The 23,917-nt window shown below is 64.4% G+C and carries 23 protein-coding genes; 9 read left to right on the top strand and 14 right to left on the bottom strand.

Going from position 1 to position 23,917, the window contains the following annotated elements:
• The first annotated feature begins 87 nt into the window (after positions 1–87).
• Together PVW49_RS19300 and PVW49_RS19295 are read left to right on the top strand one after the other, a co-directional pair.
• Positions 88–1,116: an alkane 1-monooxygenase gene (locus PVW49_RS19300; protein ID WP_274591318.1), complete on the top strand. Its 1,029-nt coding sequence runs from the start codon at positions 88–90 to the stop codon at positions 1,114–1,116.
• A 40-nt stretch (positions 1,117–1,156) separates the two neighbouring features.
• A complete protein-coding gene (locus PVW49_RS19295) occupies positions 1,157–1,549 on the top strand; it encodes a hypothetical protein (RefSeq protein WP_048533705.1) in 393 nt (130 codons plus the stop codon).
• 4 nt (positions 1,550–1,553) lie between these two features.
• On the opposite strand, the gene PVW49_RS19290 is transcribed toward PVW49_RS19295, so the two are convergent.
• The gene (locus PVW49_RS19290) at positions 1,554–2,291 is read right to left on the bottom strand and encodes an alpha/beta hydrolase (RefSeq protein WP_074835365.1); all 738 of its coding nucleotides are present in this window, start codon (positions 2,289–2,291) and stop codon (positions 1,554–1,556) included.
• Between the two features lie 63 nt (positions 2,292–2,354).
• On the bottom strand, positions 2,355–3,623 hold the full coding sequence (locus tag PVW49_RS19285) for an MFS transporter (RefSeq protein ID WP_407657375.1): 1,269 nt from the start codon (positions 3,621–3,623) through the stop codon (positions 2,355–2,357).
• 158 nt (positions 3,624–3,781) lie between these two features.
• Here PVW49_RS19285 and thrS point away from each other — a divergent pair, with 158 nt between their 5' ends.
• From thrS to PVW49_RS19260, 5 genes are all read left to right on the top strand, one after another.
• On the top strand, positions 3,782–5,776 hold the full coding sequence (gene thrS, locus PVW49_RS19280; protein ID WP_274591317.1) for a threonine--tRNA ligase: 1,995 nt from the start codon (positions 3,782–3,784) through the stop codon (positions 5,774–5,776).
• Between the two features lie 324 nt (positions 5,777–6,100).
• Positions 6,101–6,406, top strand: a complete 306-nt coding sequence (locus tag PVW49_RS19275) for a BufA1 family periplasmic bufferin-type metallophore (protein ID WP_048530564.1) — start codon at positions 6,101–6,103, stop codon at positions 6,404–6,406.
• A 69-nt stretch (positions 6,407–6,475) separates the two neighbouring features.
• On the top strand, positions 6,476–7,333 hold the full coding sequence (bufB, locus tag PVW49_RS19270; protein WP_274591316.1) for an MNIO family bufferin maturase: 858 nt from the start codon (positions 6,476–6,478) through the stop codon (positions 7,331–7,333).
• Complete coding sequence (locus PVW49_RS19265) at positions 7,330–8,082, top strand: HvfC/BufC N-terminal domain-containing protein (protein WP_274562626.1); 753 nt, start codon at positions 7,330–7,332, stop codon at positions 8,080–8,082. The genes bufB and PVW49_RS19265 overlap by 4 nt, the downstream gene beginning before the upstream one ends.
• Complete coding sequence (locus tag PVW49_RS19260; RefSeq protein WP_274591315.1) at positions 8,079–8,651, top strand: DoxX family membrane protein; 573 nt, start codon at positions 8,079–8,081, stop codon at positions 8,649–8,651. Before PVW49_RS19265 ends, PVW49_RS19260 begins: the two co-directional genes overlap by 4 nt.
• On the opposite strand, the gene PVW49_RS19255 is transcribed toward PVW49_RS19260, so the two are convergent.
• From PVW49_RS19255 to PVW49_RS19220, 8 genes are all read right to left on the bottom strand, one after another.
• Positions 8,648–9,139, bottom strand: a complete 492-nt coding sequence (locus PVW49_RS19255) for a hypothetical protein (protein WP_274591314.1) — start codon at positions 9,137–9,139, stop codon at positions 8,648–8,650. The two genes, PVW49_RS19260 and PVW49_RS19255, sit on opposite strands and share 4 nt — an antisense overlap.
• A gap of 88 nt (positions 9,140–9,227) precedes the next feature.
• On the bottom strand, positions 9,228–9,512 hold the full coding sequence (locus tag PVW49_RS19250; RefSeq protein WP_074835374.1) for an HlyU family transcriptional regulator: 285 nt from the start codon (positions 9,510–9,512) through the stop codon (positions 9,228–9,230).
• Positions 9,513–9,639: 127 nt separating this feature from the next.
• Positions 9,640–11,622, bottom strand: a complete 1,983-nt coding sequence (rpoD, locus tag PVW49_RS19245; protein ID WP_048530556.1) for an RNA polymerase sigma factor RpoD — start codon at positions 11,620–11,622, stop codon at positions 9,640–9,642.
• A 114-nt stretch (positions 11,623–11,736) separates the two neighbouring features.
• The gene (dnaG, locus tag PVW49_RS19240) at positions 11,737–13,704 is read right to left on the bottom strand and encodes a DNA primase (RefSeq protein WP_074835376.1); all 1,968 of its coding nucleotides are present in this window, start codon (positions 13,702–13,704) and stop codon (positions 11,737–11,739) included.
• Between the two features lie 46 nt (positions 13,705–13,750).
• Positions 13,751–14,041, bottom strand: a complete 291-nt coding sequence (locus PVW49_RS19235) for a hypothetical protein (protein WP_274562617.1) — start codon at positions 14,039–14,041, stop codon at positions 13,751–13,753.
• A gap of 91 nt (positions 14,042–14,132) precedes the next feature.
• Positions 14,133–14,555, bottom strand: coding sequence for an NUDIX hydrolase (locus PVW49_RS19230; RefSeq protein WP_274562615.1), 423 nt, complete (start codon positions 14,553–14,555; stop codon positions 14,133–14,135).
• A 3-nt stretch (positions 14,556–14,558) separates the two neighbouring features.
• On the bottom strand, positions 14,559–14,927 hold the full coding sequence (locus PVW49_RS19225) for a hypothetical protein (protein ID WP_274591313.1): 369 nt from the start codon (positions 14,925–14,927) through the stop codon (positions 14,559–14,561).
• An 82-nt stretch (positions 14,928–15,009) separates the two neighbouring features.
• The gene (locus PVW49_RS19220; RefSeq protein ID WP_274591312.1) at positions 15,010–15,324 is read right to left on the bottom strand and encodes an arsenate reductase family protein; all 315 of its coding nucleotides are present in this window, start codon (positions 15,322–15,324) and stop codon (positions 15,010–15,012) included.
• A 226-nt stretch (positions 15,325–15,550) separates the two neighbouring features.
• On the opposite strand from PVW49_RS19220, the gene PVW49_RS19215 reads away from it, so the two are divergent.
• On the top strand, positions 15,551–15,757 hold the full coding sequence (locus PVW49_RS19215; RefSeq protein WP_048530545.1) for a cold-shock protein: 207 nt from the start codon (positions 15,551–15,553) through the stop codon (positions 15,755–15,757).
• Positions 15,758–15,847: 90 nt separating this feature from the next.
• On the opposite strand, the gene PVW49_RS19210 is transcribed toward PVW49_RS19215, so the two are convergent.
• Positions 15,848–16,753 (bottom strand): LysR family transcriptional regulator, encoded by a 906-nt coding sequence (locus tag PVW49_RS19210; RefSeq protein ID WP_048530543.1) that lies wholly within the window; start codon positions 16,751–16,753, stop codon positions 15,848–15,850.
• A gap of 96 nt (positions 16,754–16,849) precedes the next feature.
• Between PVW49_RS19210 and metF the strand changes: the two genes are divergently transcribed.
• Positions 16,850–17,716 carry a methylenetetrahydrofolate reductase [NAD(P)H] gene (gene metF / locus PVW49_RS19205; protein WP_048530541.1) on the top strand — a complete coding sequence of 289 codons (867 nt, stop codon included), beginning with the start codon at positions 16,850–16,852 and terminating at the stop codon, positions 17,714–17,716.
• Positions 17,717–17,880: 164 nt separating this feature from the next.
• Here metF and lpdA read toward each other — a convergent pair whose 3' ends face one another.
• The 3 genes from lpdA to aceE are packed head-to-tail and all read right to left on the bottom strand — an operon-like array spanning position 17,881 to position 23,610.
• The gene (lpdA, locus tag PVW49_RS19200; protein ID WP_274591311.1) at positions 17,881–19,638 is read right to left on the bottom strand and encodes a dihydrolipoyl dehydrogenase; all 1,758 of its coding nucleotides are present in this window, start codon (positions 19,636–19,638) and stop codon (positions 17,881–17,883) included.
• A gap of 12 nt (positions 19,639–19,650) precedes the next feature.
• On the bottom strand, positions 19,651–20,934 hold the full coding sequence (gene aceF / locus PVW49_RS19195) for a dihydrolipoyllysine-residue acetyltransferase (RefSeq protein WP_274591310.1): 1,284 nt from the start codon (positions 20,932–20,934) through the stop codon (positions 19,651–19,653).
• Positions 20,935–20,955: 21 nt separating this feature from the next.
• Entirely contained in the window at positions 20,956–23,610 is a 2,655-nt protein-coding gene (gene aceE, locus PVW49_RS19190; protein ID WP_048530536.1) for a pyruvate dehydrogenase (acetyl-transferring), homodimeric type, read from the bottom strand.
• Between the last annotated feature and the right edge of the window lie 307 nt (positions 23,611–23,917).

Genomic DNA, 23,917 nt, shown 5'->3' with positions numbered 1-23,917 from the left:
TGCCGGCTGCCCTGATAATTTCATGAATTGTCCTATCGGAAACCAAATCTTCCTATATGGACGTCAGACACGACTAGGATTTCGACCGTGACCCGCTTTGCCGCCACCACTCTTGCCCCTGTCCTGCTGCTTCTGGCGGCGGCTGGCTGGGGCGGTGTCTGGATCTGGCTGGCGCTGGCCTATCTGACGCTGCTGGTCTTTGCGCTCGACCGGCTGCGGGGGCTGGCGGCGCCGGGCGATCCCGGCACCGCCTTTCCGGCCGGCACCGCGCTTTCGGCGGCGCTGGGGCTGATCCATTTTCCGCTGCTGGCGCTGGCCGTTCTGGTGGTGGCGGGCCAGACGGGCGCCACGGGGCCGGAACGGGCCGCGGCCTACCTGGCCTTCGGGTTGTTTCTCGGGCAGGTCGGCAATTCGAACGCCCATGAGCTGATCCATCGCGCCGACCGGCGGCTGCGGCGGCTTGGCGTTGCGGTTTATGCCTCGGTGCTCTACGGCCATCATGCCTCGGCCCATCCGCTGGTGCATCATGTGCATGTGGGCACGGCGAAAGACCCCAATTCGCCACGCGGACGGGAAAGCTTCTACCACTATATCTGGCGGGTCTGGCGAGGCGAATATCGCGCCGGCAAGGCGGCCGAAACCGCCCGTCGCGCCCGCGCCGGCAAGTCCGGGCCGCATCCTTTCGCGATCTATGCCGGGATCAGCCTGGTCGCGCTGGCGGTGTCGGCCGGTCTGGCCGGCCTGGCCGGTGTGCTGGCGCATCTGGCCCTCGGGGCCTATGTGCAGAGCCAGCTGATGATCACCGATTACGTCCAGCACTACGGCCTGCCCCGCAGCCGCGGCGCCGATGGCAAACCCGAACCCTGCGGCCCGCGCCACAGCTGGAACACGCCGCATTGGTGTTCCTCGGCGCTGATGCTGAACGCGCCGCGCCATTCCGATCACCACAGCCGCCCCGGCGTGGCCTACCCCGGGTTGCGGCTCGACGAGACGCGGATGCCCACCCTGCCGCATTCGCTGCCGGTGATGGCGCTGATCGCGCTCTGGCCGGCGAAATGGCGGCAGATCATGGATCCTCTGGCCGAACGCTGGCGCAGCCGCCCCGCAGATTTGTGACTTGCCCCGCGCCGCGCGCTCCTGTCAGATTGGCCGCATGATGAGACATGCGCTGATCGCCGTTGCCCTTGCTCTTGCCACACCGGCCGTCGCGCAGATGTCGGCGTCGGAGTTCGAGGCCTATACCACCGGCAAAACGCTCTATTTCCGCTCCAACGGCCGCGATTACGGGGTCGAGGAATACATGGAGAACCGGCAGGTGCGCTGGTCTTTCCTCGATGGCCGCTGCCGCGAGGGCGAATGGTACGAGGACAGCCGCGGCATGATCTGCTTTGTCTACGAGGATTCGCCCGACCCCCAATGTTGGTCGTTTCGCCGCGGCGCAGACGGCCTGGTGGCACGGTTCGAGGATGACCCGGAAAGCACCGAGTTGTACGAGGCGCGGCAAAATGACGAGCCGATGATGTGCCTCGGGCCGGAAATCGGCGTCTGAGGCCTCAGCTCACCTCTTCGATCGCCCGCGCGATCAGCGGCAGGCAATCGGGCGCGGAAAAGCTGTGATCGGCGCCTTTCAGCAGGGTCAGGGCCATGTCGGGGCTGTCGGCATGATCGAGCAGGCGCAGCGCGGTCGCGCGGCTGACGGCCTTGTCCTCGGTGCCCTGCACGCAGCGCACCGGAAAGGGCAGCGCCAGCGGCGTCCGCAGGACCAGATGGTTGCGCCCATCCTCGATCAGCCGGCGGGTGATCCGATAGGGCGCGCCGTAGTCCGACGGCGCATCATAATAACCCTGCTCCATCACCTGCGCGCGCTGCGCTTCGGTGAAGCTGGCCCAATAGCCGTCTTCGGTGAAATCCGGCGCGGCGGCGATGGTGACAAGGCCCGCGACGGTATCGAGGCGCTGCGACATCAGCAGCGAAATCCAGCCCCCCATCGACGAGCCGACCAGCACCAGCGGCCCCTCGCAGGTGGCGCGGATCACTGCTTCGGTATCCTCGGCCCAATCGCCGATGCAACCCTCGTCAAACCTGCCCGAGCTGACGCCATGGCCGGAATAGTCAAACCGCAGGTAGGCCCGGCCCCGGTCGCGGCACCAGTCCTCGAGCCAGACCGCCTTGGTGCCGGCCATGTCGGATTTGAAACCGCCGAGAAAGACCACGCAGGGCCCGTCGCCCTCGGTCTTGTGATAGGCGATCTGGCGGCCTTGGGTCGTGGTCAGGGTCTCAGGCGCGGTCATGCGGGGCTCCGGTTTGGTCGTGTCGGGGCGATATTGACTGTGCGACGATCGGAGGGCAACGCCCTATTCCTCCACCTCTTTCAGCCAGAGCGCGGCAATGCTGGCCGCGACGCAGAGCGCGGCAAAGCCGATCAGCGAGACCGAGGGGCCGATCAGCGCCGCCAGCCCGCCGATCGCACCAGCCACCAGCAGCAAGGTGCCGATGGCAGTGTTGGCCAGCGCCGCATAGGTGGCGCGGCTTTCCGGCGGGGACATGTCGACAAGGTAGATCGACCGGCCCTGCCGCACGCCGTGATAGGCCAGCATCAGCGCAAACAGGGCCAGCGGCAGGGCCCAGGGGGTGTCGCCCAGCCCCAGCCAGACCGCCAGCACCGCCGCCAGCATCGCCGCCGCGCCCAGCAGGCCGGTCAGCATCAGCACCCGGCGGCTCGACCAATCGGCCAGCCGGCCCCAGACATAAGAGCTGACGAAGGAGGCCAGCGCCGAGACCAGCACCAGGACGCCCAGCCCCCTGAGCTCGAGATTGCCTTGGCGGGCGGCGAGCAGCACGAAATAGGGCGGCGCCAGCGCGGTGGGCACCAGAAGGCCGCGCACCAGGATGAAGAGCTGCAATTGCCGGTCCTGCCACAGCGGCGCGAGCTCCGGCCGCGCGGCGCCGTCGGGGTCGCTCGGCGCTTCCTCGAGCCGCAGCATCAGCGCCGCCGCCGCCAGCCAGAGGCCGGCCGCCAGCGCGATGGCCATCAATACCGCAGTTTCGCTGCGCAGCACGCCGGTGAGCAGCAGCACGCCCAGCAGGATCACCCCGGCGGCCGAGATGCTGCCGGCCGCGCCGGTGACCGCGCCGCGGCGGGATTTGGCGACTGTCTTGCCCAGCACATCCTTGTAGCTCACCGAACAGGCCGCCCGTGACACCGCCAGCGCCGCCAGCGCGGCGCAGATCGCCAGCCCGGCGGCCCAGCCGGTGAGGCTCAGCGCCGCCAGCACGATCAGCGCCGCCGATGCCCCCTGCCCCATGGCGCCGACAGCCCAAAAGCGTTTGCGATAGCGCAGCCGGCGCAACCAGCCCGACAACAGGATTTGCGGCAGGAGCGCCCCGGCCTCGCGGATCGGCACCAGAAGCCCGACCAGAAGGGCCGGCGCGCCCAGTGAGGTGAGCAGCCAGGACAGGATCAACTTGGGGTCGATCAACCCGTCCGACAGCTTGCTGGCGGTCAGCGCCACCACATGGCGCAGCCCGTTGCGGGCTTCGCGGTTGTCGGTGGTCTCGCCGGAGATGCGGTGAAAAAGGTGCTCGGATATGGGCCTGGCTCCACGCTGGGACTCTGCCCGCAAGGTTCTAGCGCCCGGCCCGGCCCGGTCAAATTCCGGTCGCCGTTCCATCGATGGATCGGGCTTGGCGCTTGACATGCGCCGGCTCAGAGGTCACATCGCGCTGACCACATACCCGCAACCGGGCGTTTTGTAGGCGCCAAACCGACGAGGAGGCCGATATGGCTCAAATCTCCCTGACTTTCCCCGATGGCAATGCACGCAGCTTCGAGGCTGGCGTGACCCCTGCGGATGTGGCTGCCGACATTTCCAAATCGCTCGCCAAGAAGGCCATTTCGGCCAGTGTCGACGGCAAGCATTGGGATTTGCAGTGGCCCATCGAAAGCGATGCGCAGATCGCGATCAACACCATGAAAGACGCCGCCCCGGCGCTCGAGCTGATCCGCCACGACCTGGCGCATATCATGGCCCGCGCGGTGCAGGAAATCTGGCCCGACGTGAAGGTCACCATCGGCCCGGTGATCGAGAACGGCTGGTATTACGACTTCGACCGGCAAGAGCCGTTCACCCCCGAAGACCTCGGCGAGATCGAAAAGAAGATGCGCGAGATCATCAACAGCCGCGATCCGGTCCGCACCGAGGTCTGGGAGCGGGCGCGCGCGGTCAAGCATTACGAGGACAACGGCGAGCCTTACAAGGTCGAGCTGATCGAGGCCATTCCCGGCGACGAGCCGCTGCGCATGTACTGGCACGGCGATTGGCAAGACCTCTGCCGTGGCCCGCATTTGCAACACACCGGCCAGGTGCCGGCGGACGGCTTCAAGCTGATGAGCGTGGCCGGGGCCTATTGGCGCGGCGATAGCAACCGGCAAATGTTGCAGCGGATCTATGGCGTCGGTTTCCAGAACAAGGAAGACCTGCGCAAATACCTCAACTTCCTCGAAGAGGCGGAAAAGCGCGATCACCGCAAGCTGGGCCGCGAGATGGACCTGTTCCACATGCAGGAGGAAGCGCCGGGCCAGGTGTTCTGGCATCCCGACGGCTGGGCCATCTATACCCAGTTGCAGGACTACATGCGCCGCAAGCAGCGCGTCGGCGGCTACCGCGAGATCAACACGCCGCAGGTGGTCGACCGCAAGCTCTGGGAAGCCTCGGGGCACTGGGACAAGTACCAGCACCACATGTTCGTGGTCGAGGTGGACGAGAGCCGCGACGGCGAGACCGATGATGCGGCGGTCAAGGACAAGGGCCAGACCCGGATCAACGCGCTGAAGCCGATGAACTGCCCCTGTCACGTGCAGGTGTTCAACCAGGGGCTCAAGTCCTATCGCGACCTGCCGCTGCGACTGGCCGAATTCGGTTCCTGCGCGCGGTTCGAGCCCTCGGGCGCGCTGCATGGCATCATGCGGGTGCGCGGCTTTACCCAGGATGACGCGCATATCTTCTGCACCGAGGAGCAGATTCAGGAGGAATGCGCCAAGTTCATCGACTTCCTCGCCAATGTCTACGAAGAGCTGGGTTTCCCCGAGTTCGAGATCAAGTTCGCCACCCGGCCCGAGAAACGCGTCGGCAGCGACGAGAGCTGGGATTACGTCGAGGGCGCGCTGGAGAACGCGATCAAGGCGGTGGGCCGCGACTACACGCTCGAGCCGGGCGACGGCGCCTTCTATGGGCCGAAGCTCGACTTCTACCTGACCGACGCGATCGGCCGGGTCTGGCAATGCGGCACCTTCCAGGTCGATCCCAACCTGCCGGAGCGGCTCGGCGCCAGCTATATCGCCGCCGATGGCGACAAGCACCGGCCCTATATGCTGCACCGCGCCTGCCTCGGCTCCTTCGAGCGCTTCATCGGTATCCTGATCGAGAACTGGGAAGGCAAGCTGCCGTTCTGGCTGGCACCGCGGCAGGTGGTGGTCGCCTCGATCATCTCGGACGCCGATGACTACGTGAACGAGGTGGTGGCGGACTTGCAGGCCAAAGGCGTGCGCGCCGAGGCCGACATCCGCAACGAGAAGATCAACTACAAGGTCCGCGAGCATTCGCTGGGCAAAGTGCCGGTGATCCTGGCCGTCGGCGCGCGCGAGGTCGAGGAGCGGACGGTCACCGTGCGCCGGCTTGGCGAGAAACGCACCGAGGTGAAATCGGTCGACGAGATGATCGCGGCGCTGGCCAAGGATGCGCTGCCGCCCGACCTCGGCGGCGAAGGCGCGGCATAAGGCGGCACAGGGTTTGTAACATCCGGCAACTGCGCCGTGATCAGCGGCCAGGTCTTCTGCGTGGAGAGCGGCGCATTTGTAACATTCCAGCGCTGGACCCTTGCGGGGCGTCACAATTCATGTGGCGCCCCGACTGTTTTCAAACGATTTTTTCCATGATTGCGCAGATGCGGCATCACGCCCGTCTGACAGGTGATTACGCATCCGTGATCCACGGGCCTGTGAAGTGATCGCGGGCCGGGCATGGCCTTAGTCTTGGGTCAGCCGCCGCAGGGGTGGCATTGGACCAAATACTTGGAACCAAAGACCAAAAGGGATGTATCAATGTCGAAATTCGTGAAAACCGTTGCCGTCGCAGGTGCAGTTGCAGCCGCTCTGGCCGCGCAAACCACCACCGCCACCGCGCAGGAAAAAGAAAAATGCTTCGGCGTTTCGCTGGCCGGTCAAAACGACTGTGCCGCAGGCCCCGGCACCACCTGCGCCGGCACCTCGGTCAATGACTACCAGGGCAACGCCTGGACGCTGGTCGATGCCGGCACCTGCACCGAGATCGAGCTTCCGGCGATGGCCGATGGCTCGGCGCGCATGGGCTCGCTCGAGGCGCTCGAGCGCGATCTGCCGCAAGGCTGATCTGTCACCATTCCATGCTATGATGGGGGTGGGCAGAATTGCCCACCCCCCGTTTGAAGGGACATGCCCATGCCCGACGCCAGCCGTCACTTCGATGCTCTGCCCGCCGCCCCCGGCGTGGGCTACAAGCCGCAGCACTATAGCGCGATCCTTGCCGATGCCGCGCCAGTGGACTGGCTGGAAATCCATGCCGAGAACTACATGGGTGATGGCGGCCGGCCGCTGGCCCAGCTCCGCGCCCTGAGCGAACGCTTTGCCATTTCGGTGCATGGCGTGGGCCTGTCGATCGGCGGTGAAGGCCCGTTGGACCGCGATCACCTGGCGCGGTTGAAACGACTGTGCGACTGGCTGCAACCGGCCAGCTTTTCCGAACATCTGGCCTGGTCCACCCATGACAGCCATTTCCTCAACGACCTGCTGCCGCTGCCCTTCACCAAGGCCACGCTGGCCCGTATCTGCGCCCATATCGATCAGGTGCAGGACAGCCTCGGTCGGCAGATGTTGCTGGAAAACCCCTCTTCCTATCTCGCCTTCACCGAAAGCACATGGGAGGAACCCGCCTTTCTGGACGAGGTCGCCCGGCGCACCGGCTGCGGCCTTTTGCTCGATGTGAACAACGTCTTTGTCTCGGCCACCAACCTCGGGTTTTCGCCGCAGGGCTATATCGATGCCTTTCCGCTGGCCCGCGTCGGCGAAATTCACCTTGGTGGCCATGACGAGGATGAAGACGACCACGGCGCGCCGCTCTTGATCGACAGCCATGGCCGCGCGGTCGTCGATCCGGTCTGGGCGCTGCTCGACCATACCCTGGCCCGGTCGGGGCCGCGGCCGCTGCTGGTGGAATGGGACAATGACGTACCCGACTGGCCGGTGCTGCGCGACGAGGCACAGCGCGCCGCCGACGCGCTGGCACAGGTGCCCGCATGACCACCGAGGGCGCGTTCCGGCAGGCCCTGCTCGATGGCGCCACGCCATTGCCGCAGGGGCTGGTCGATGGCTCCGGGCGGCCCGCCGGGCGCCGCTATGACGTCTATCGCAACAATATCGCCACCTCGCTGGGCGAGGCTCTGGCGACCGGCTTTCCGGCGGTGGCCAAGCTCCTGGGCGAGGCCAATTTCAAGGCTGTCGCCGCACGTTACCTGCGCGCCGAACCGCCCCGCTCGCCCCGCATGATGTATTACGGCTCCGGCTTCGGCGGCTTTCTCGACGGTTTCGAACCGCTGGCGAAATATCCCTATCTGGGCGATGTGGCGCGATTGGAGTTCGCCTTGCGAGAGAGCTATCACGCCGCCGATGCCGCGCCGCTGGCCGCCGAGGCGCTGGCGCTCGATCCCGAGGCGCTGATGGCACTGCGATTGCAATTGGCCCCCACCGTGCGGTTGCTGCGTTCGCGTTTCCCGGTGGTCTCGATCTGGCGGTTCAACATGGTGCCCGACAGCCCCAAACCCGCCCCGGTGGCCGAAGACGCGCTGATCCTGCGGCCCGAGTTCGACCCGGTGCCCCATGCCCTGCCCGACGGCGGCGCCACGTTCCTTGCCGCGCTGCGCGCCGACAACACCCTGGGCCAGGCCTATGAAGCCGCGCTTGACCAGACCCCGGAGTTTGATCTGGGCGCGGTCCTGAGCCTGCTTCTCTCGGGCAACGCATTGACAGACTTGAAGAAAGGCACGCCATGACCGCGCTCATAAACCTCCATGACATGATCTCCGACGCTATAGAGCGCGCGTTTGACAGCCTCTTGCCGCTGCTGGCGCGGCTTGTCTTTGCCGCGGTTCTGCTGGTCTATTTCTGGAACTCGGCACTGACCAAGGTGGGGGACGGGTTTCTCGGCCTGTTCCAACCCTCGACCGGCGCCTATGCGCAGATCTTTCCCAAGGTCATGGAGGCGGTGACATATGACGTCAGCCAGCTCGGCGCCTTTCACTGGCTGGTGGTGGTCGCCGGCATGTGGGCCGAATTCCTGCTGCCGCTGATGATCCTGCTGGGGCTGGCCACCCGGCTGGCGGCGCTCGGCATGATCGGCTTTGTCGCGGTGCAGAGCCTGACGGACCTCTATGGCCATGGCGGCATCAACCACCCCGAGACCTTCGGCACATGGTTCGACCGGGTGCCCGATGCGGCGATCCTCGATCAGCGGGCGCTCTGGATGTTCCTGTTGCTGGTGCTGGTGATCAAGGGCGGCGGCGCGCTCTCGCTCGACCGGATCATCGGTCGCGCGGTGCTGGGCCGGACACATGCCGATTAGGGGCAGCGGCCCCAGCTTCGGCTGTCGAAGTTCCAGCACTGGCCGCTTTCCTCCTTGGCGTCGAACAGCGGCGAGAAATCGGCGGTTGATATCGTATCGGCGGCACATGTCAGCTCGGCGATCTGCAAACCGTTGCGGGTGACCGTGAGCGTCCCGTCCTGCGGCAGCTCGCCATTGCGGTCGAAGCTGTGATGAATGCGGTATTCGAAAGCGCCGTTGGCAAAGGCCAGCTCTTCCCAATAGGTCCGGCTGATCCCGGGCCAGGGCGTCATGTGGATATCCTGTACATGGCGCGAAAAGACGATATCCGGCGCCCGCCCCGGCGGGCCATAGGCATAATAGGCCGCGCTGTCCTGCAGGCAGACCCGGATCTCGGTCTTGCCGCCCTCGACCGTGCAGTGAAACAACGGCGTGCCGGCATCGCCGTAACAGGCGGCCGCGGCGCCCATAGGCAGGCAGATGGCAGCAAGGGCAAGGGATCTGAACATCAGGCGACCTCCGGGCACGGCAGGTCTCAGCCTGGCCCGGAACCTGCCGCCCGGTCAATGGTCATGAGGACGCGATATTGGCCCCTGCTCAGCCGAAGAGCCGGTCGCCCTGTTCGTCGATCACCTGCCGGGCCTTGAGCAGCGACATCCGCTCGGCCTCTTCCGGGTCGGAAACAATGTCGGCGCGGATCAGGTCATGACGGCGCAATTCGCCGCCGATTTCCTTTTCGATCCGGGCACCGATGCGGTAGCCGCCGGATTGCTTGTCCGGCTGCGGATAGATCAGAAAGCCGTTGTAATCTTCGGGCTCGGGGTCGGATTTGGCCGCGCCCGCGCCGCTGCCGCCGCCAAAGAGTTTCTTGAATAGGGACATAAGCTGCGCTCCTCTTGTGCGGGCCGAGACGGTGCGCAGGAACTGCGCACCCTACGGGGCTTGCGGTGCGCGGTGGATTTGCACCGGGGAAACGGGGCGCACGGCGGAACCGTGCAGCCCGCGGGGGTTACTGATCGAGGAACGAACGCAACTTGCGCGACCGGCTCGGGTGCTTGAGCTTGCGCAGCGCTTTCGCTTCGATCTGACGGATCCGTTCGCGGGTGACCGAGAACTGCTGGCCGACCTCTTCCAGCGTGTGGTCGGTGTTCATGCCGATGCCAAATCGCATCCGCAGCACCCGTTCCTCGCGCGGCGTCAGCGACGACAGCACGCGGGTGGTGGTTTCCTTCAGGTTCTCCTGAATGGCGCTGTCGAGCGGCAGGACGGCGTTCTTGTCCTCGATGAAGTCGCCAAGCTGGCTGTCTTCCTCGTCGCCGATGGGGGTCTCCAGCGAGATCGGCTCCTTGGCGATCTTCATCACCTTGCGGACCTTTTCGAGCGGCATTTGCAGCTTCTCGGCCAGTTCCTCGGGCGTCGGTTCGCGGCCGATCTCGTGCAGCATCTGGCGGCCGGTGCGCACCAGCTTGTTGATCGTCTCGATCATGTGCACCGGGATACGGATGGTGCGCGCCTGATCGGCGATCGACCGGGTGATCGCCTGACGGATCCACCAGGTGGCGTAGGTCGAGAACTTGTAGCCGCGGCGGTATTCGAACTTGTCGACGGCCTTCATCAGGCCGATGTTGCCTTCCTGAATGAGATCAAGGAATTGCAGCCCGCGGTTGGTGTACTTCTTGGCAATCGAGATCACCAGACGCAGGTTCGCCTCGACCATTTCCTTCTTGGCCTGGCGGGCCTCTTTCTCGCCCTTCTGCACCTGGCCGACGATGCGGCGGAATTCGGGAATGTCGAGACCGACATATTGGCCGACCTGCGCCATTTCGGTGCGGTATTCCTCGACCTTGTCGGCCGAGCGTTCGATGAACATCTGCCAGCCGCGACCGGGCTTTTCGGCCATCCGCTCGAGCCAGGAGGGATCGAGCTCGTAGCCGCGATAGGCCTCGACGAATTCGCGCCGGTTGATGCGCGCCTGGTCGGCCAGTTTCACGATCGAGCTGTCGATCGACATGATCCGGCGGTTGATGCCGTAGAGCTGGTCGATCAGCGCCTCGATTCGGTTGTTGTGCAGGTGCAGCTCGTTGACCAGTTCGACGATCTCGGACCGAAGCTGCTGATAGATCGCCTCTTCATCCGCCGAGAACGTGCCATCTTCGTTCAGCGTGGCGGAAATCCGGCTGTCCTGCATTTCCGACAGGCGGGCATAATCCTCGGCGATGCGGTCGAGCGTTTCGAGAACCTGCGGCTTGAGCGCGGTTTCCATCGCGGCCAGCGACATGTTGGCCTGCTCGTCCTCGTCCTCGTCGTCGTCCTTGGCAATCGGATTGCCGTCAGCGTCGAGCTCGGGGCCGGTGTCCTTTTTCGGCGCGGTCGCGACATTGGCGGCCTCGACCACCGGCTCCTCGACCCCGCCCTCTTCGTCGAGCTGGCCCGAGAAGGTGGTTTCGAGATCGATCACGTCGCGCAGCAGAATGTCTTCCGAGAGAAGTTCGTCGCGCCAGATGGTGATCGCCTGGAAAGTCAGCGGGCTTTCGCAGAGCCCGGCGATCATAGTCTTGCGGCCGGCCTCGATGCGCTTGGCAATCGCGATCTCACCCTCGCGCGAGAGCAGTTCGACCGAACCCATTTCGCGCAGGTACATGCGCACCGGGTCATCGGTCCGGTCCAGCTTTTCGGTGCCGCCGGAAGAGAGCGCAACCTCGCCCGGCTTCTTGGTCTCGACCAGATCGGTCGCGCCCTTGTTGTCGTCTTCCTCGGCGTCTTCGTCTTCTTCGGTGACCTGGATGCCCATCTCCGACAGCATCGACATCACGTCCTCGATCTGGTCGGACGAGACCTGATCGGGCGGCAGCACCGAATTCAGCTGGTCGTAGGTGATATATCCACGCTCGCGCGCTTCGCCGATCATCTTCTTGACCGCCGCCTGGCTCATGTCGAGGGACACGTCTTCTGGGGCGTCGGTCTTCTGATCGTCGGTGTCTTTGGCGGCCATGCGGGGGCTCCTGTTTGCGGCGCGGGTGATTCGCTTATCCGAATCATTAACGAATCTGAGCGATTCGTGCAGCGTTCTACGCCGAATTATCTACAATTTCCTCTCCAAACCGCATCATTTGCGCGGTTTGGCATGCGCGATCTGGTCGAGAAGGGCGTTCAGTCTGTTGCGTTCGTCCCGATTGATTCGCGCGCCATTGGGTCCGGTGTCATATTCCGTGTTGTCTTCCTGCGAGCCCGACGCGGCGCGGTTGCGCGCCTCGGCCGCCTGCCCCAACCGCCATGTCACCGCTTCGTCGGACACGTGACCCAGGTCTTCGGCGGCCTCTTCGATCTCGGCCTGCAATCCGTGATGCGCGGTGAGTTTTGCGAATTCTTCAGCCAATGTCATGCGGGCCAGATCGATATCGCCGGGTTTGCGGATGCACGGGATGATTGCCACATGGCGCATGGCGAGCAGATTTTCAAGGGCATCATGACCCAGGGCATGTTCGATTTCTTCACAAAGCGCCTCGGCGCCACGCTCGGCATGGCGCAGGATCAGATCGCGCAGGCGGGCATGTTCGGGGGTCGCGCAGTCGAGGTTCTCCAGGGCATGTTCGAATTTCTGCACCACCGCCGGAGTGCGGATCGCGGCGGCAAGGATTACCGCCTCGCGCATCGCGGTAAAGGCGGCCTCATCGGCGGCAGCCAGAAGCGACGCCTTGGTGCCGGCGCGCGGCGGCTCTGGCGGGGCCCAGCGTTTCTGGCCGGGCTTCCACGGCGGGCGCTTCTGGCCCGGTGCCGGCTTGCGTCGGCCGGCGGAGAACAGCTGCCAGCGCAATTCCTTGATTTCTTGGCCGTAATGGCTTCGGATCGAAGGATCGGTGATCCGGGTGATCTTTTCGCGCAACGCCTTGTCCAGCGCCGCCTTGCGCTCGGGGCTGTCGAGCACCTTGCCTTCGGTTTCGCGTCGCCACAGCAGCTGCACCATCGGCAGCGCCTGATCGAGCAGCGCCTGCACCGCCTTGGCCCCCTTGGCGCGCAGCAGATCGTCAGGATCCTGCCCTTCCGGCATCAGCGCGAACCGCAGCGATTTGCCGGCCTCGAGCAGCGGCAGCGCCAGGTCGATCACCCGATGCGCGGCGCGCAGGCCGGCGGTGTCCCCGTCGAGCGCGATGATCGGCTCGTCCGCCATCCGCCACATCAGCCGCAGCTGCTCTTCGGTCACCGCGGTGCCAAGCGGCGCCACCGCCCCGCCGAAACCGGCCTCGACCAGCGCGATCACATCCATGTAGCCTTCGGCGACAATCAGCGGCAGCCCCTTGCCACAGGCCTCGCGGGCGGGGCCGATGTTGTAGAGGTTGCGGCTCTTGTCGAAGAGCTCGGTTTCCGGCGAGTTCAGGTATTTGGCGTTGTCGTTGGGGTCCATCGCCCGGCCACCAAAGGCAATCGCCCGGCCCCGCGCATCGCGGATCGGAAAGATGATGCGGCCGCGAAAGGTGTCATAAGGCCGCCCGCCCTTCTGGCTGGGCCGCGCCAGGCCGGCGGCAAGGATCAGCTCTTCCGACACATCCTTGGCGCGCAGGTGATCCCAGAGGCCCTGCCAGCTGTCGGGGGCAAAGCCGATCTCGAAGCGTTCGAGGGTGGCCGGTGCCAGTCCGCGCCGGTCGAGGTAGGCGCGCGCCGCCCCCGCCGCCCCGGTGCGCAGTTGCAGCCGGAAGAATTGCACCGCCTGTTCCATCACCTCGCTCAGGACGGTACGGCGGTCGGCCTTCTGCTGAGCCTGCGGGTCGCGGGCGGGCATCGGCAGGCCGGCCTCGCCGGCAAGGATTTCCACCGCCTCCATGAAGCCGACATTCTCTGTCTCGCGAACAAAGGAAATCGCGTCGCCCTTGGCGTGGCAGCCAAAGCAATAGTAAAAGCCCTTGCGGTCATCCACATGGAAAGACGCGCTTTTTTCGTGGTGAAAGGGGCAAGGCGCCCACATGTCGCCCTTGCCCTGATTGCTCTTGCGGGCATCCCACATGACCTTGCGGCCGACCACGTCGACAAGCGACAGGCGGGTGCGCAGTTCATCGAGGAATCCGGGGGGCAGGCTCATGGGGTCTTATATTGGCCCTGCCACGCGAAGAGTCGAGTCCGCCCGGTTACTGTGCCGCGCACTGGGTGGCAAAAGCCTGCCCGGCCTCGGCGGTCAGATGCTCTTCCGGCAGGCCGTTGTAGACCCAATCCGTCAGATGCGGGATGGTACCGACAAACCGTTCCTGATCGCCGGTGTAATCGGCGGCAACGGTCTCCATCGCGGCCTTCATCTCGGTGCCCTCGACCCGTTCGGCGACGATCTTGTCGACGATGCCGCCCATCACCTCGCAGTCGGGATTGGCAGCGAGCGTGGCGCCGGGCAAGAGCGCGAGGCAGGTCACAATCAGATAACGCATGTCAATTCTCCTTCGTTGCCGGGTGAGGTAGTGCATTCGCCGGCGCGGCTCCAGCCCCGCGCCGCGGGATCGGCGAAACCACGCACATCGCTCAACGCTCCAGCGCCCGGCGCAGCACGGTATCGACATCTCGGCTGAGCGGCAGCGCGCCGCGCAACACGTGATCGACGGGGTGCCAGGCGGCCTCGGCGGCATCGTCGCAGGCGGCAAGCGTTCCGACCGGGGTGGCACAGCGCACGGCGACCAGAAGGTAGTGAAAGAGCAGTGTGCCCTCGGCGTCATGGCGGATCAGGTCGAGATGGGTGAGGGTTTCCACCGGCGTGGCGCGGAGGCAGGTTTCTTCCAGCAGCTCGCGCGCGGCGGCGGCATGGACGGTTTCGCCCGGTTCCACATGGCCGCCGGGAAACCCCCAGAGCCCGGCGTCGGGCTTGTGCGCGGCGCGGCGTACAAGCAGCACGCTGTCGCCGTCAAGCACCACCGCCAGCGCGCCGATCCTAGGGTAGGACACCGCCATCGGTCAGAAATGCGCCTTGGGTTCGTCGGGTTTGCCGGCGAGCAGCGCCAGCACACCGCCCAGCCCGGTAAAGGCGATCGGAAACATGGTGCCGACGTTGAACCCATAGGCCACATACATCAGCCCGCTGGCCAGCAGCATCAGCACCCCGCCCCAGAGCGCGCGCGCCTTGGCCATGGCCCCGCCGGCAATCGCGAGCAGCGGCGAAAGAACGGCCGCGGCGCGGATCAGCTCGACATTGGAGAACTGCCGCGCCAGCCCCTCGATCTCGCCATAGCGGTCGACGACCTCGGTATAGCCGTAGCTGAAAAACCCGACGATCATGGCGATGATGCCGCCGATCACGCCCAGGGTCGATGCTGCATTGCGCATGGAGTCTCCTGATGTTGCCTGATGTCGAGGTAGGCAATCGCCGCCACGGTTCCAAGCCGGGAATTCGGCGGCGGTCTTCCCCCTAGCCTGCCAGCTCGGACTGAACCTCCTGGGTCCAGCCAAGATACATCCGGTCGCCCTCGACGATCAGCGGCCGTTTCATCAGCGTCGGATGTGTGGCCAGAAGCGTTTCCGGCGGCGCCGAACGCTCTGTTTCGGACAATCCACGCCAGGTGGTGGAACGGGTGTTGATCACTTTTTCGCCGAACTGCCCAATTGCGCGGCGCAGCACCTCGGCCGGCACGCCCTCGGCGCGGACATCAACAAACTCTGCATTCGGCAAGGCTTTCAGCGCCTTGCGGCAGGTGTCACAGGTTTTCAGTCCAAATAGCTGCATCGAGGCCTCCGGGATTTTTCCGCAAATTATCACGCAAGCGCGGCGCGGCCAGTGCTTGTTCTTGATTTTTTACAAAGGCGTGCAATCCTTGCCCCTACGTGACTTTCGACAATCAGGCGATTGGGGCGGGGTTTCTCGGGCCCGGGGGGCATGAAAGGCGGCTGTGACGGACAAGACCCGGAGGTCTGGACACCTCCGGCAAGGCAAGATTGAAGGAGACGCGGACATGCCGACGGGCACCGTGAAGTGGTTCAACACCACAAAAGGCTATGGATTCATCGAACCGAGCGAAGGCGGCAAGGACGTTTTCGTTCATATTTCAGCCGTGCAGCGGTCCGGTCTGACCGGGCTGGCGGACAATCAGAAGGTGGAATACGCGCTGGAAGATGGCCGCGACGGACGCCAGATGGCGGCCGATCTCAAGCTGGTTTGATCCTCCAAAAACTGCAAGGAAAGCCCGGCCGGGCTTGAGGGGTCTCTCCTCGGCCTTTTGCCGGGCCTCCTTGCCCAAGGCCCTGTTTTCTCAGGCCGCCTGGAGCCGCGCCGCCTCGGACCGGGCGAGCGCAATCAGTTCCTGCATGTAGGGCTTGTCCACGTCCTCGGAGCGCGTGGCGGCATAAAGCGTGCGGGTCAGTCCGTTTTTCGTCAGCGGCCGGGTGACGTAATCGGAATTGTATTTCACCTCGCGCACCACCCAATCGGGCAGCACCGAAATGCCGCGATTTGACGCCACCAGCAGCAGGATCACCGCCGTCAGCTCGGCCTGGCGCACTGCCGCCGGCTCGACCCGCGCGGGGATCAGCAGCTGGCTGAAAACGTCGAGACGGGTGCGTTCGACCGGATAGGTGATCAGGGTCTGCCCGCGAAAATCCTCGGCGTCGACATAAGATTTCGCCGCCAGCGGGTGATCCTTGGAGGCGACGAAGACCGGCGCATAGTCGAAAAGCTCGGAAAACTCCACATGCGGCAGGCTCTCTGGATCGGAGGAGACCACCAGATCGACCTCTTCCTTCTGCAAGGCCGGCAGCGCATCGAAAGCCAGGCCCGGGCGGATATCGACATCGACATCGGGCCAGGATTTGCGAAAGGCCTCGAGCACCGGAAACAGCCATTCGAAGCAGGCGTGGCATTCGATGGCGATGTGCAGCCGCCCGGATTTGCCATCGCGCAGCCCCGAAAACTCGTCCTGCAACTTCTCGATTTCCGGCAGGATACGCTCGGCCGCACGCAACAGCCGCAGCCCCGCCGCCGAAAGCTTCATCGGCTTCGAGCGCCGCACGAAGAGCTCGACCCCGGCCTGATCCTCGAGCCCCTTGATCTGATGGCTCAGCGCCGATTGCGTGATGTTGAGCTGATCGGCCGCGCGTGCCAGCCCGCCGGCCTCGTGAATGGCCTTGATGGTGCGCAGATGGCGAAACTCGATGTGCATCCTATGGTCCAGCTCATAATGGTGATGAGATTTATGAGTTTGTCTCACATGCGCGCATTTGCGACAAGGAGGAAACTTTGACAGGAATCGTAACCCATGAGTGCTCCCGCCGTATCATTCGAATTCTTCCCGCCGCGTGATCTCGAAGCCTCCTTCCGGCTCTGGGACACGGTTCAGGTGCTGGCCCCGCTGGAACCGCGCTTTGTCTCGGTCACCTATGGTGCCGGTGGCACCACCCGCGAACTGACCCGCGATGCGGTGTCGACGCTGCACAAATCCTCCGGCCTCAAGGTTGCGGCGCATCTCACGTGCGTCGATGCCAGCCGCGAGGAAACCCTTGGCATTGCCGGCGAATTCGCCAAGGCCGGGGTGAATGACATTGTCGCGCTGCGGGGCGATCCGCCGAAAGGCGTCGACCGGTTCGTGCCCCATGCGGAGGGCTTTGCCGACAGCTGCGAGCTGATTGCGGCGCTCAAGGACAGCGGCGATTTCACCATCCGCGTCGGCGCCTATCCCGACAAGCACCCCGAGGCGGCCGACGATCAGGCGGACATCGACTGGCTCAAGCGCAAGCTTGACGCCGGTGCAGACGAGGCGCTGACGCAGTTCTTCTTCGAGGCCGAAACCTTCCTGCGCTTCCGCGACCGCTGTGCGGCCGCCGGCATCACCGCGCCGGTCGTGCCGGGGATCCTGCCGATCGAGAACTGGAAAGGCGTGCGCAAATTCGCCAAGGGCTGCGGCACGCCGGTGCCGGCCTGGCTCGAGGATGCCTTTGACAAAGCCCTGCGGGATGATCGTCAAGATCTTCTGGCCACCGCGCTTTGCACCGAAATGTGCGACACGCTGGTGAGCGAAGGCGTCGATGCGCTGCATTTCTACACGCTGAACCGGCCGGAACTGACCCGCGATGTCTGTTTCGCCCTGGGTGTGACGCCGAAAACCAAGCTCGAAAACGTCGCCTGATCCCCTGCCCGTCCCGGGCCTGCCCCGGGACATCTCCTGCCCCTGCGCATCGCACTCACGAGGCCCCGGATCATGTCCGGGGCGCTTTTGTTTCCAGAGCCGCGTGGCGACAAAAAAGGACCGGGCGCGCTGCCCGGTCCTTTCGCTTTCCTACAGAGGCACGTTCAGTGCTTCTTTTTCTTCTTCGGCGGCATCAGGTCGGTGATCGTGCCTTCGAACATCTCGGCGGCAAAGTTCACCGTCTCGCTGAGCGTCGGGTGCGGGTGGATGGTGTGGCCGAGGTCGACCGCATCCGCCCCCATCTCGATCGCCAGCGCCACCTCGGAGATCAGGTCGCCGGCATTGGTGCCGACGATCAGCCCGCCGATGATCCGGTCGTCCTCGGGATCAAACAGCAGCTTGGTCATACCCTCGGAGCGCCCGTTCGACAGCGCCTTGCCCGAGGCCGCCCAGGGGAAGACGCCCTTTTCGTATTTCACGCCGCGCGCCTTGGCCTCGGTCTCGGTCATGCCGGCCCAAGCCACTTCCGGGTCGGTATAGGCCACCGAAGGAATGAGCCGGGCGTCGAAATGCCGGTTCTGGCCGGCACAGACCTCGGCCGCGACCTTGCCTTCATGCACCGCCTTGTGCGCCAGCATCGGCTGGCCCACCACATCGCCGATGGCAAAGATGTGGTTCACACCGGTGCGCTGCTGGGCATCGACCGCGATGAAGCCGCGATCATCGACCGCGACACCGGCCTTCTCGGCGTCGATCAGCTTGCCATTGGGCTTGCGCCCCACGGCGACAAGCACCTTGTCGAAAATACCGGCGCTCTCTTCGCCCTTCTCGTTCTCGAAGGTGACCTTCAGCCCGTTCTTCTGGGCCTTCACATCCGTCACCTTGGTCTTGAGCATGATGTTTTCGTAGCGGCCCTCGATCCGCTTGTGCAGCGGTTTGACGATGTCCTTGTCGGCGCCAGGGATGATCTGGTCCATCAGCTCGACGACCGTGATTTTGGAGCCCAGCGCATCGTAGACACAGGCCATCTCCAGACCGATGATGCCGCCGCCCAGAACCAGCATCCGTTTCGGGATGTCCTTCAGCTCGAGCGCGCCGGTCGAGTCGATCACCCGCTCGTCGTCATGCGGAATGAACGGCAAGTTCACCGGTTCCGAGCCGGCGGCGATGATGCATTGATCGAACGACACCGTCTTGGTGCCATCGTCGCCTTCGACGGCGATCATGTTGGGGCCGGTGAACTTGCCATAGCCCTGCACCACCTCGACCTTGCGGCCCTTGGAGAGGCCTTTCAGCCCGCCGGTGAGCTGGCCGACCACCTTGTCCTTGAAGGCGCGCAACTCGTCGAGATCGACCTCGGGCTTGGAGAAGGACACGCCATGCGCACCCATCTCCTCGGCCTCGGTGATCACCTTGGCAACGTGCAAGAGCGCCTTCGACGGGATACAGCCGACGTTCAGGCAGACCCCGCCGAGCGAGGGATATTTCTCGATCATCACCACCTTCTTGCCCAGGTCGGCGGCGCGGAAGGCCGCCGTGTAGCCGCCGGGGCCGGAACCCAGAACGACCACCTCGGCGTGAATGTCGCCCTTGCCAGAGGCGCTGCCGGTGGCTTCGACGGCCTTGGGGGCGCTGTCTTCGGCGGTGCGCGGCCCCGGCTCGGAGGCCGGGGCGGGCTTGTCCTCCTCGCCATCGGCGCTTTCCAGCACCATGATGACCGACCCTTCGGAGACCTTGTCACCCTCGGCGACCTTGATTTCCGTGACCTTGCCGGCGGCGGGCGACGGCACTTCCATCGTCGCCTTGTCGCTTTCCAGCTCGATCAGCGGGTCCTCTGCGGCGACCGTGTCGCCGACAGAGACCAGAACGGTGAGAACGGGGACGTCGGAGAAATCACCGATATCGGGTACTTTGACTTCCATCTGATTATCTCCTTACCACATCAACTTGCGCATATCGCCAAGCAGCGTCTTGAGCGTCACGCAGAAGCGTGCGGCAAGCGCGCCATCGACGGCACGGTGGTCGTACGACAGCGACAGAGGCTGCATCAGGCGCGGCTTGAACTCCTCGCCGTTCCAGACCGGCGCCATCTTGGACCGGGTAAGGCCGAGAATGGCCACTTCGGGCGCGTTGACGATCGGGGTGAAGGAGGTGCCGCCGATGCCGCCCAGCGACGAGATGGTGAAGGTCGCGCCCTGCATGTCCTTGGACTTCAACTCGCCTTCGCGTGCGGCCTTGGACAGCGACATCAGCTCTTTCGAGATCTCCACCAGCCCCTTGCGATCGGCGTCCTTGATCACCGGCACCATCAGCCCGTTGGGCGTGTCGGCCGCAAAGCCGATGTTGTAGAAATCCTTCTTGATCAGCTTGTCGCCATCGGGATGGATCGACGAGTTGAACTCCCAGTGCTGTTTCAACGCCGACACGGACGCCTTGATCACGAAGCTGAGCAGCGTGACGCGATAGCCCTCTTCCTTGGCCTGGGTGTCCATCTCCTTGCGGTACTTGTCCAGCTCGGTGATGTCCGCTTCGTCGTTGTGGGTGACATGCGGGATGTTGAGCCAGGAGCGGTGCAGCGCGGGGCCCGAGATCTTCTTGATCCGGCTCATCTCCACCTCTTCCACCGGGCCGAACTTCGAGAAGTCGACCGCCGGGATCGGCGGGATGCCCATGCCGCCCTGCGCGCCACCGCTCGCCCCTGCCGGAGCAGCCGCGGTGGTGGATTTGAGATAGTTGGTCACATCCTCGCGCAGGATACGGCCCTTGCGGCCCGAGCCGTTGACCTTGGCCAGATCGATCTCGAGCTGGCGGGCAAAGGCGCGCACCGATGGCGAGGCATGCGCCTTGCCAAAGCCCGCATCGGTGACCGGCGCCGGGGCGGTGGATTGTGCCGGCGTGGCACCGGCGGCGGGTGCGGCGGCATTCGGCGCCTCTTCGGCCGGCTTGGCCTCTTCCTTGGGCGCGGCCTCGGCCGAACTTGCGTCTTCGCCTTCCAGCACCATGATCAGCGTGCCTTCGGAGACGGTGTCGCCCTCGGAGATCTTGATCTCCTTGACCTTGCCGGCGGCGGGCGACGGCACTTCCATCGTCGCCTTGTCGCTTTCCAGCTCGATTAGCGGGTCTTCTTCGGACACCGTGTCACCGACGGAGACCAGCACGGTAAGGACGGGGACATCGGTGAAATCGCCGATGTCGGGGACGTTTACTTCAATTGCCATATTACTGTTCCTCCTTCCCGCTTACACCAGACGCGGGTTCGGCTTGTCGCCGTCAATTTCGTATTTCTTGAGCGCCTTCTCCACGTCGGCCTTGCTGACCGCGCCTTCGCGGTGCAGATCGACCATGGCCGCGGCGGCGATGTGATTGGCGTCCACCTCGAAGAAGCGCCGCAGATTGACCCGGCTGTCGGAGCGGCCAAAGCCGTCCGTGCCCAGAACGGTATAGCGGTTCGGCACCGCCGCCCGGATCTGCTCGGCAAAGTTCTTCATGTAGTCGGTGGCGACGACGATCGGGCCTTTGGCCTGTGACAGCTGTTTGGTCACAAAGGGCTCTTTCTCGTCAGCCAGCGGGTTCAGCCGGTTGTGACGCATGCAATCCTGCATGTCGCGGGCCAGCTCGTTGAAGCTCGGGGCCGACCAGATGTCGGAGGTCACGCCGAAATCTTCCTTCAGCATTTCCGCCGCCTTCATCACCTGCACGAGGATCGTGCCGGAGCCCATCAGGTTGACGTGCTTCTTGCCCGGTTTCTCGACCTTCGAGAAGCGGTAGAGGCCCTTGATGATGTCCTCCTCGACGCCCATCGGCATGTCGGGGTGGCTGTAGTTCTCGTTCATCAGGGTCAGATAGAAGAACACGTCTTCCTGATCCTGATACATCCGCTTGAGCCCGTGATGCACGATCACCGCAACCTCGAACTGGAAGGTCGGGTCATAGGTGATGCAGTTCGGAATGGTCGAGGCCAGGATGTGGCTGTGACCGTCCTCGTGCTGGAGCCCCTCGCCGTTCAGCGTGGTGCGCCCGGCAGTACCGCCCAGCATGAAGCCGCGCGCGCGGCTGTCGCCCGCCGCCCAAGCCAGATCGCCGATCCGCTGGAAGCCGAACATCGAGTAGTAGATGTAGAACGGGATCATCGGCACGCCGTGGTTGGAATAGGACGTCGCCGCCGCGATCCAGTCGGCCATGGCGCCGGCCTCGTTGATGCCTTCCTGAAGCACCTGGCCGCTTTCCGATTCCTTGTAATAGGACATCTGGTCGGCGTCCTGCGGCGTGTATTTCTGCCCCAGCGGGTTGTAGATCCCCACCGAGCGGAACAGGCCCTCCATGCCGAAGGTCCGGCTTTCGTCGGGCACGATCGGCACCACATGCTTGCCGATCTGCTTGTCCCGAAGCAGGGTCGTCAGGATCCGCACAAAGGCCATGGTGGTCGAGATTTCGCGCTCGCCGGTGCCTTCGAGCTGGCCCTTGAATTTCTCGATCCCGGGGATTTCCAGCTTGGGCGCATCCGAGGTCCGTTTCGGGAACTCACCGCCCAGCGCCTTGCGGCGGTCGGCCAGATAGGCCTTTTGCGCGTTGTTCAACGCCACGAAGGGCGCCTTGGCAACGTCTTCGTCGCTGACCGGGATCTTGAAGCGGTCGCGGAAGGCGCGCAACTGGTCCTCGTTCAGCTTCTTCTGCTGGTGGGTGGTGTTCTGGCCTTCGCCGGCCGAGCCCATGCCGTGGCCCTTGACCGTCTTGACCAGCAGGCAGACCGGCTGATCCTTGGTCTCGGTCGCCTTCTTGAAGGCGGTGTAGACCTTCTGCGGATCGTGCCCGCCGCGGCGCAGCGCCCAGATCTGATCGTCGGTCCAATCCTCGACCAGCGCCGCCGTCTCGGGGTATTTGCCGAAGAAATGCTTGCGGATGTAGGCGCCGTCCTTCGACTTGAAGGTCTGGTAGTCGCCATCGACGGTTTCGTCCATCAACTGGCGCAGCTTGCCGGTCGTGTCGCGCTCCAGCAGGTCGTCCCAGCCCTTGCCCCAGAGCAGCTTGATGACGTTCCATCCCGAACCGCGGAAGTTGCCTTCGAGCTCCTGCACGATCTTGCCGTTGCCGCGCACCGGCCCGTCGAGCCGCTGGAGGTTGCAGTTGACCACGAAGATCAGGTTGTCGAGCTTTTCACGCGCCGCCAGGTGGATCGCGCCAATCGATTCCGGCTCGTCCATCTCGCCATCGCCGAGGAAGCACCAGACCTTGCGGTCGGCCATGTCGATGTGGCCGCGGTTGTGCATGTATTTCATGAACCGCGCCTGATAGATCGCCATCAGCGGGCCGAGGCCCATGCTGACTGTCGGGAACTGCCAGTAATCCGGCATCAGCCAGGGGTGCGGATAAGACGACAGGCCGTTGCCGTTCACCTCGGAGCGGAAGTTTTCCAACTGTTCTTCGCTGATCCGGCCTTCCATGAAGGAGCGGGCATAGATGCCGGGGATCACGTGGCCCTGAAAGAACACCAGGTCGCCGCCGTGGATCGCGGATTTCGAGCGCCAGAAGTGGTTGAGACCGATATCGTACATCGCGGCGGAAGAGGCGAAAGAGGCGATGTGGCCGCCATATTCACTCGACACCTTGTTGCGGCGGACAACCGTGGCCATGGCGTTCCAGCGGTTGATGGTGCGGATGCGCCATTCCATTTCCAGATCGCCGGGAAACTCGTACTGATCGTCCACGGGGATCGTGTTCTGGTAAGGCGTCGTGGCGCTAAACGGCAGCGTGGCCCCGGCCGCGCGGGCCTGTTGCACTGCCTTGTCGAGCAGGAAATGCGCCCGATTGGCACCGTCGCGTTCGATCACGTCCTGGACGGCATCCTGCCATTCCTGGGATTCAATCGGATCGATGTCGGAGGTCTGGTCTGTCATATATCCTCTTCCCTTTTCGCGCGAGCCCTCGCGCTATTGTTTAGCACTAAACTACATCTCGCCAGCCAAGTGCCGCCCGGAGCGGCTCAGGATGCTGACGGCCTGCGGACAGGCGCACTCGCAACTGGGGAGGCAATAACACAAGAGAGCGGCGCCCCGTAGTGACCTGGGCGCATAACCTTCATGCATGCAGCGCATGGCGGATAGTTTAAAGCTAAACAATCCGCGACTCGCGCCGTCTCCTCCCTCTCGCTGAGATCAGCGTAACATGCTCACTTAGAATTGCGAATGTTTTGAGATTGTCGGC

This window comes from Marinovum sp. PR37, from assembly GCF_028807375.1.
GTDB lineage: Bacteria > Pseudomonadota > Alphaproteobacteria > Rhodobacterales > Rhodobacteraceae > Marinovum > Marinovum algicola.
This window is presented reverse-complemented; position numbering and strand designations above follow the sequence as displayed.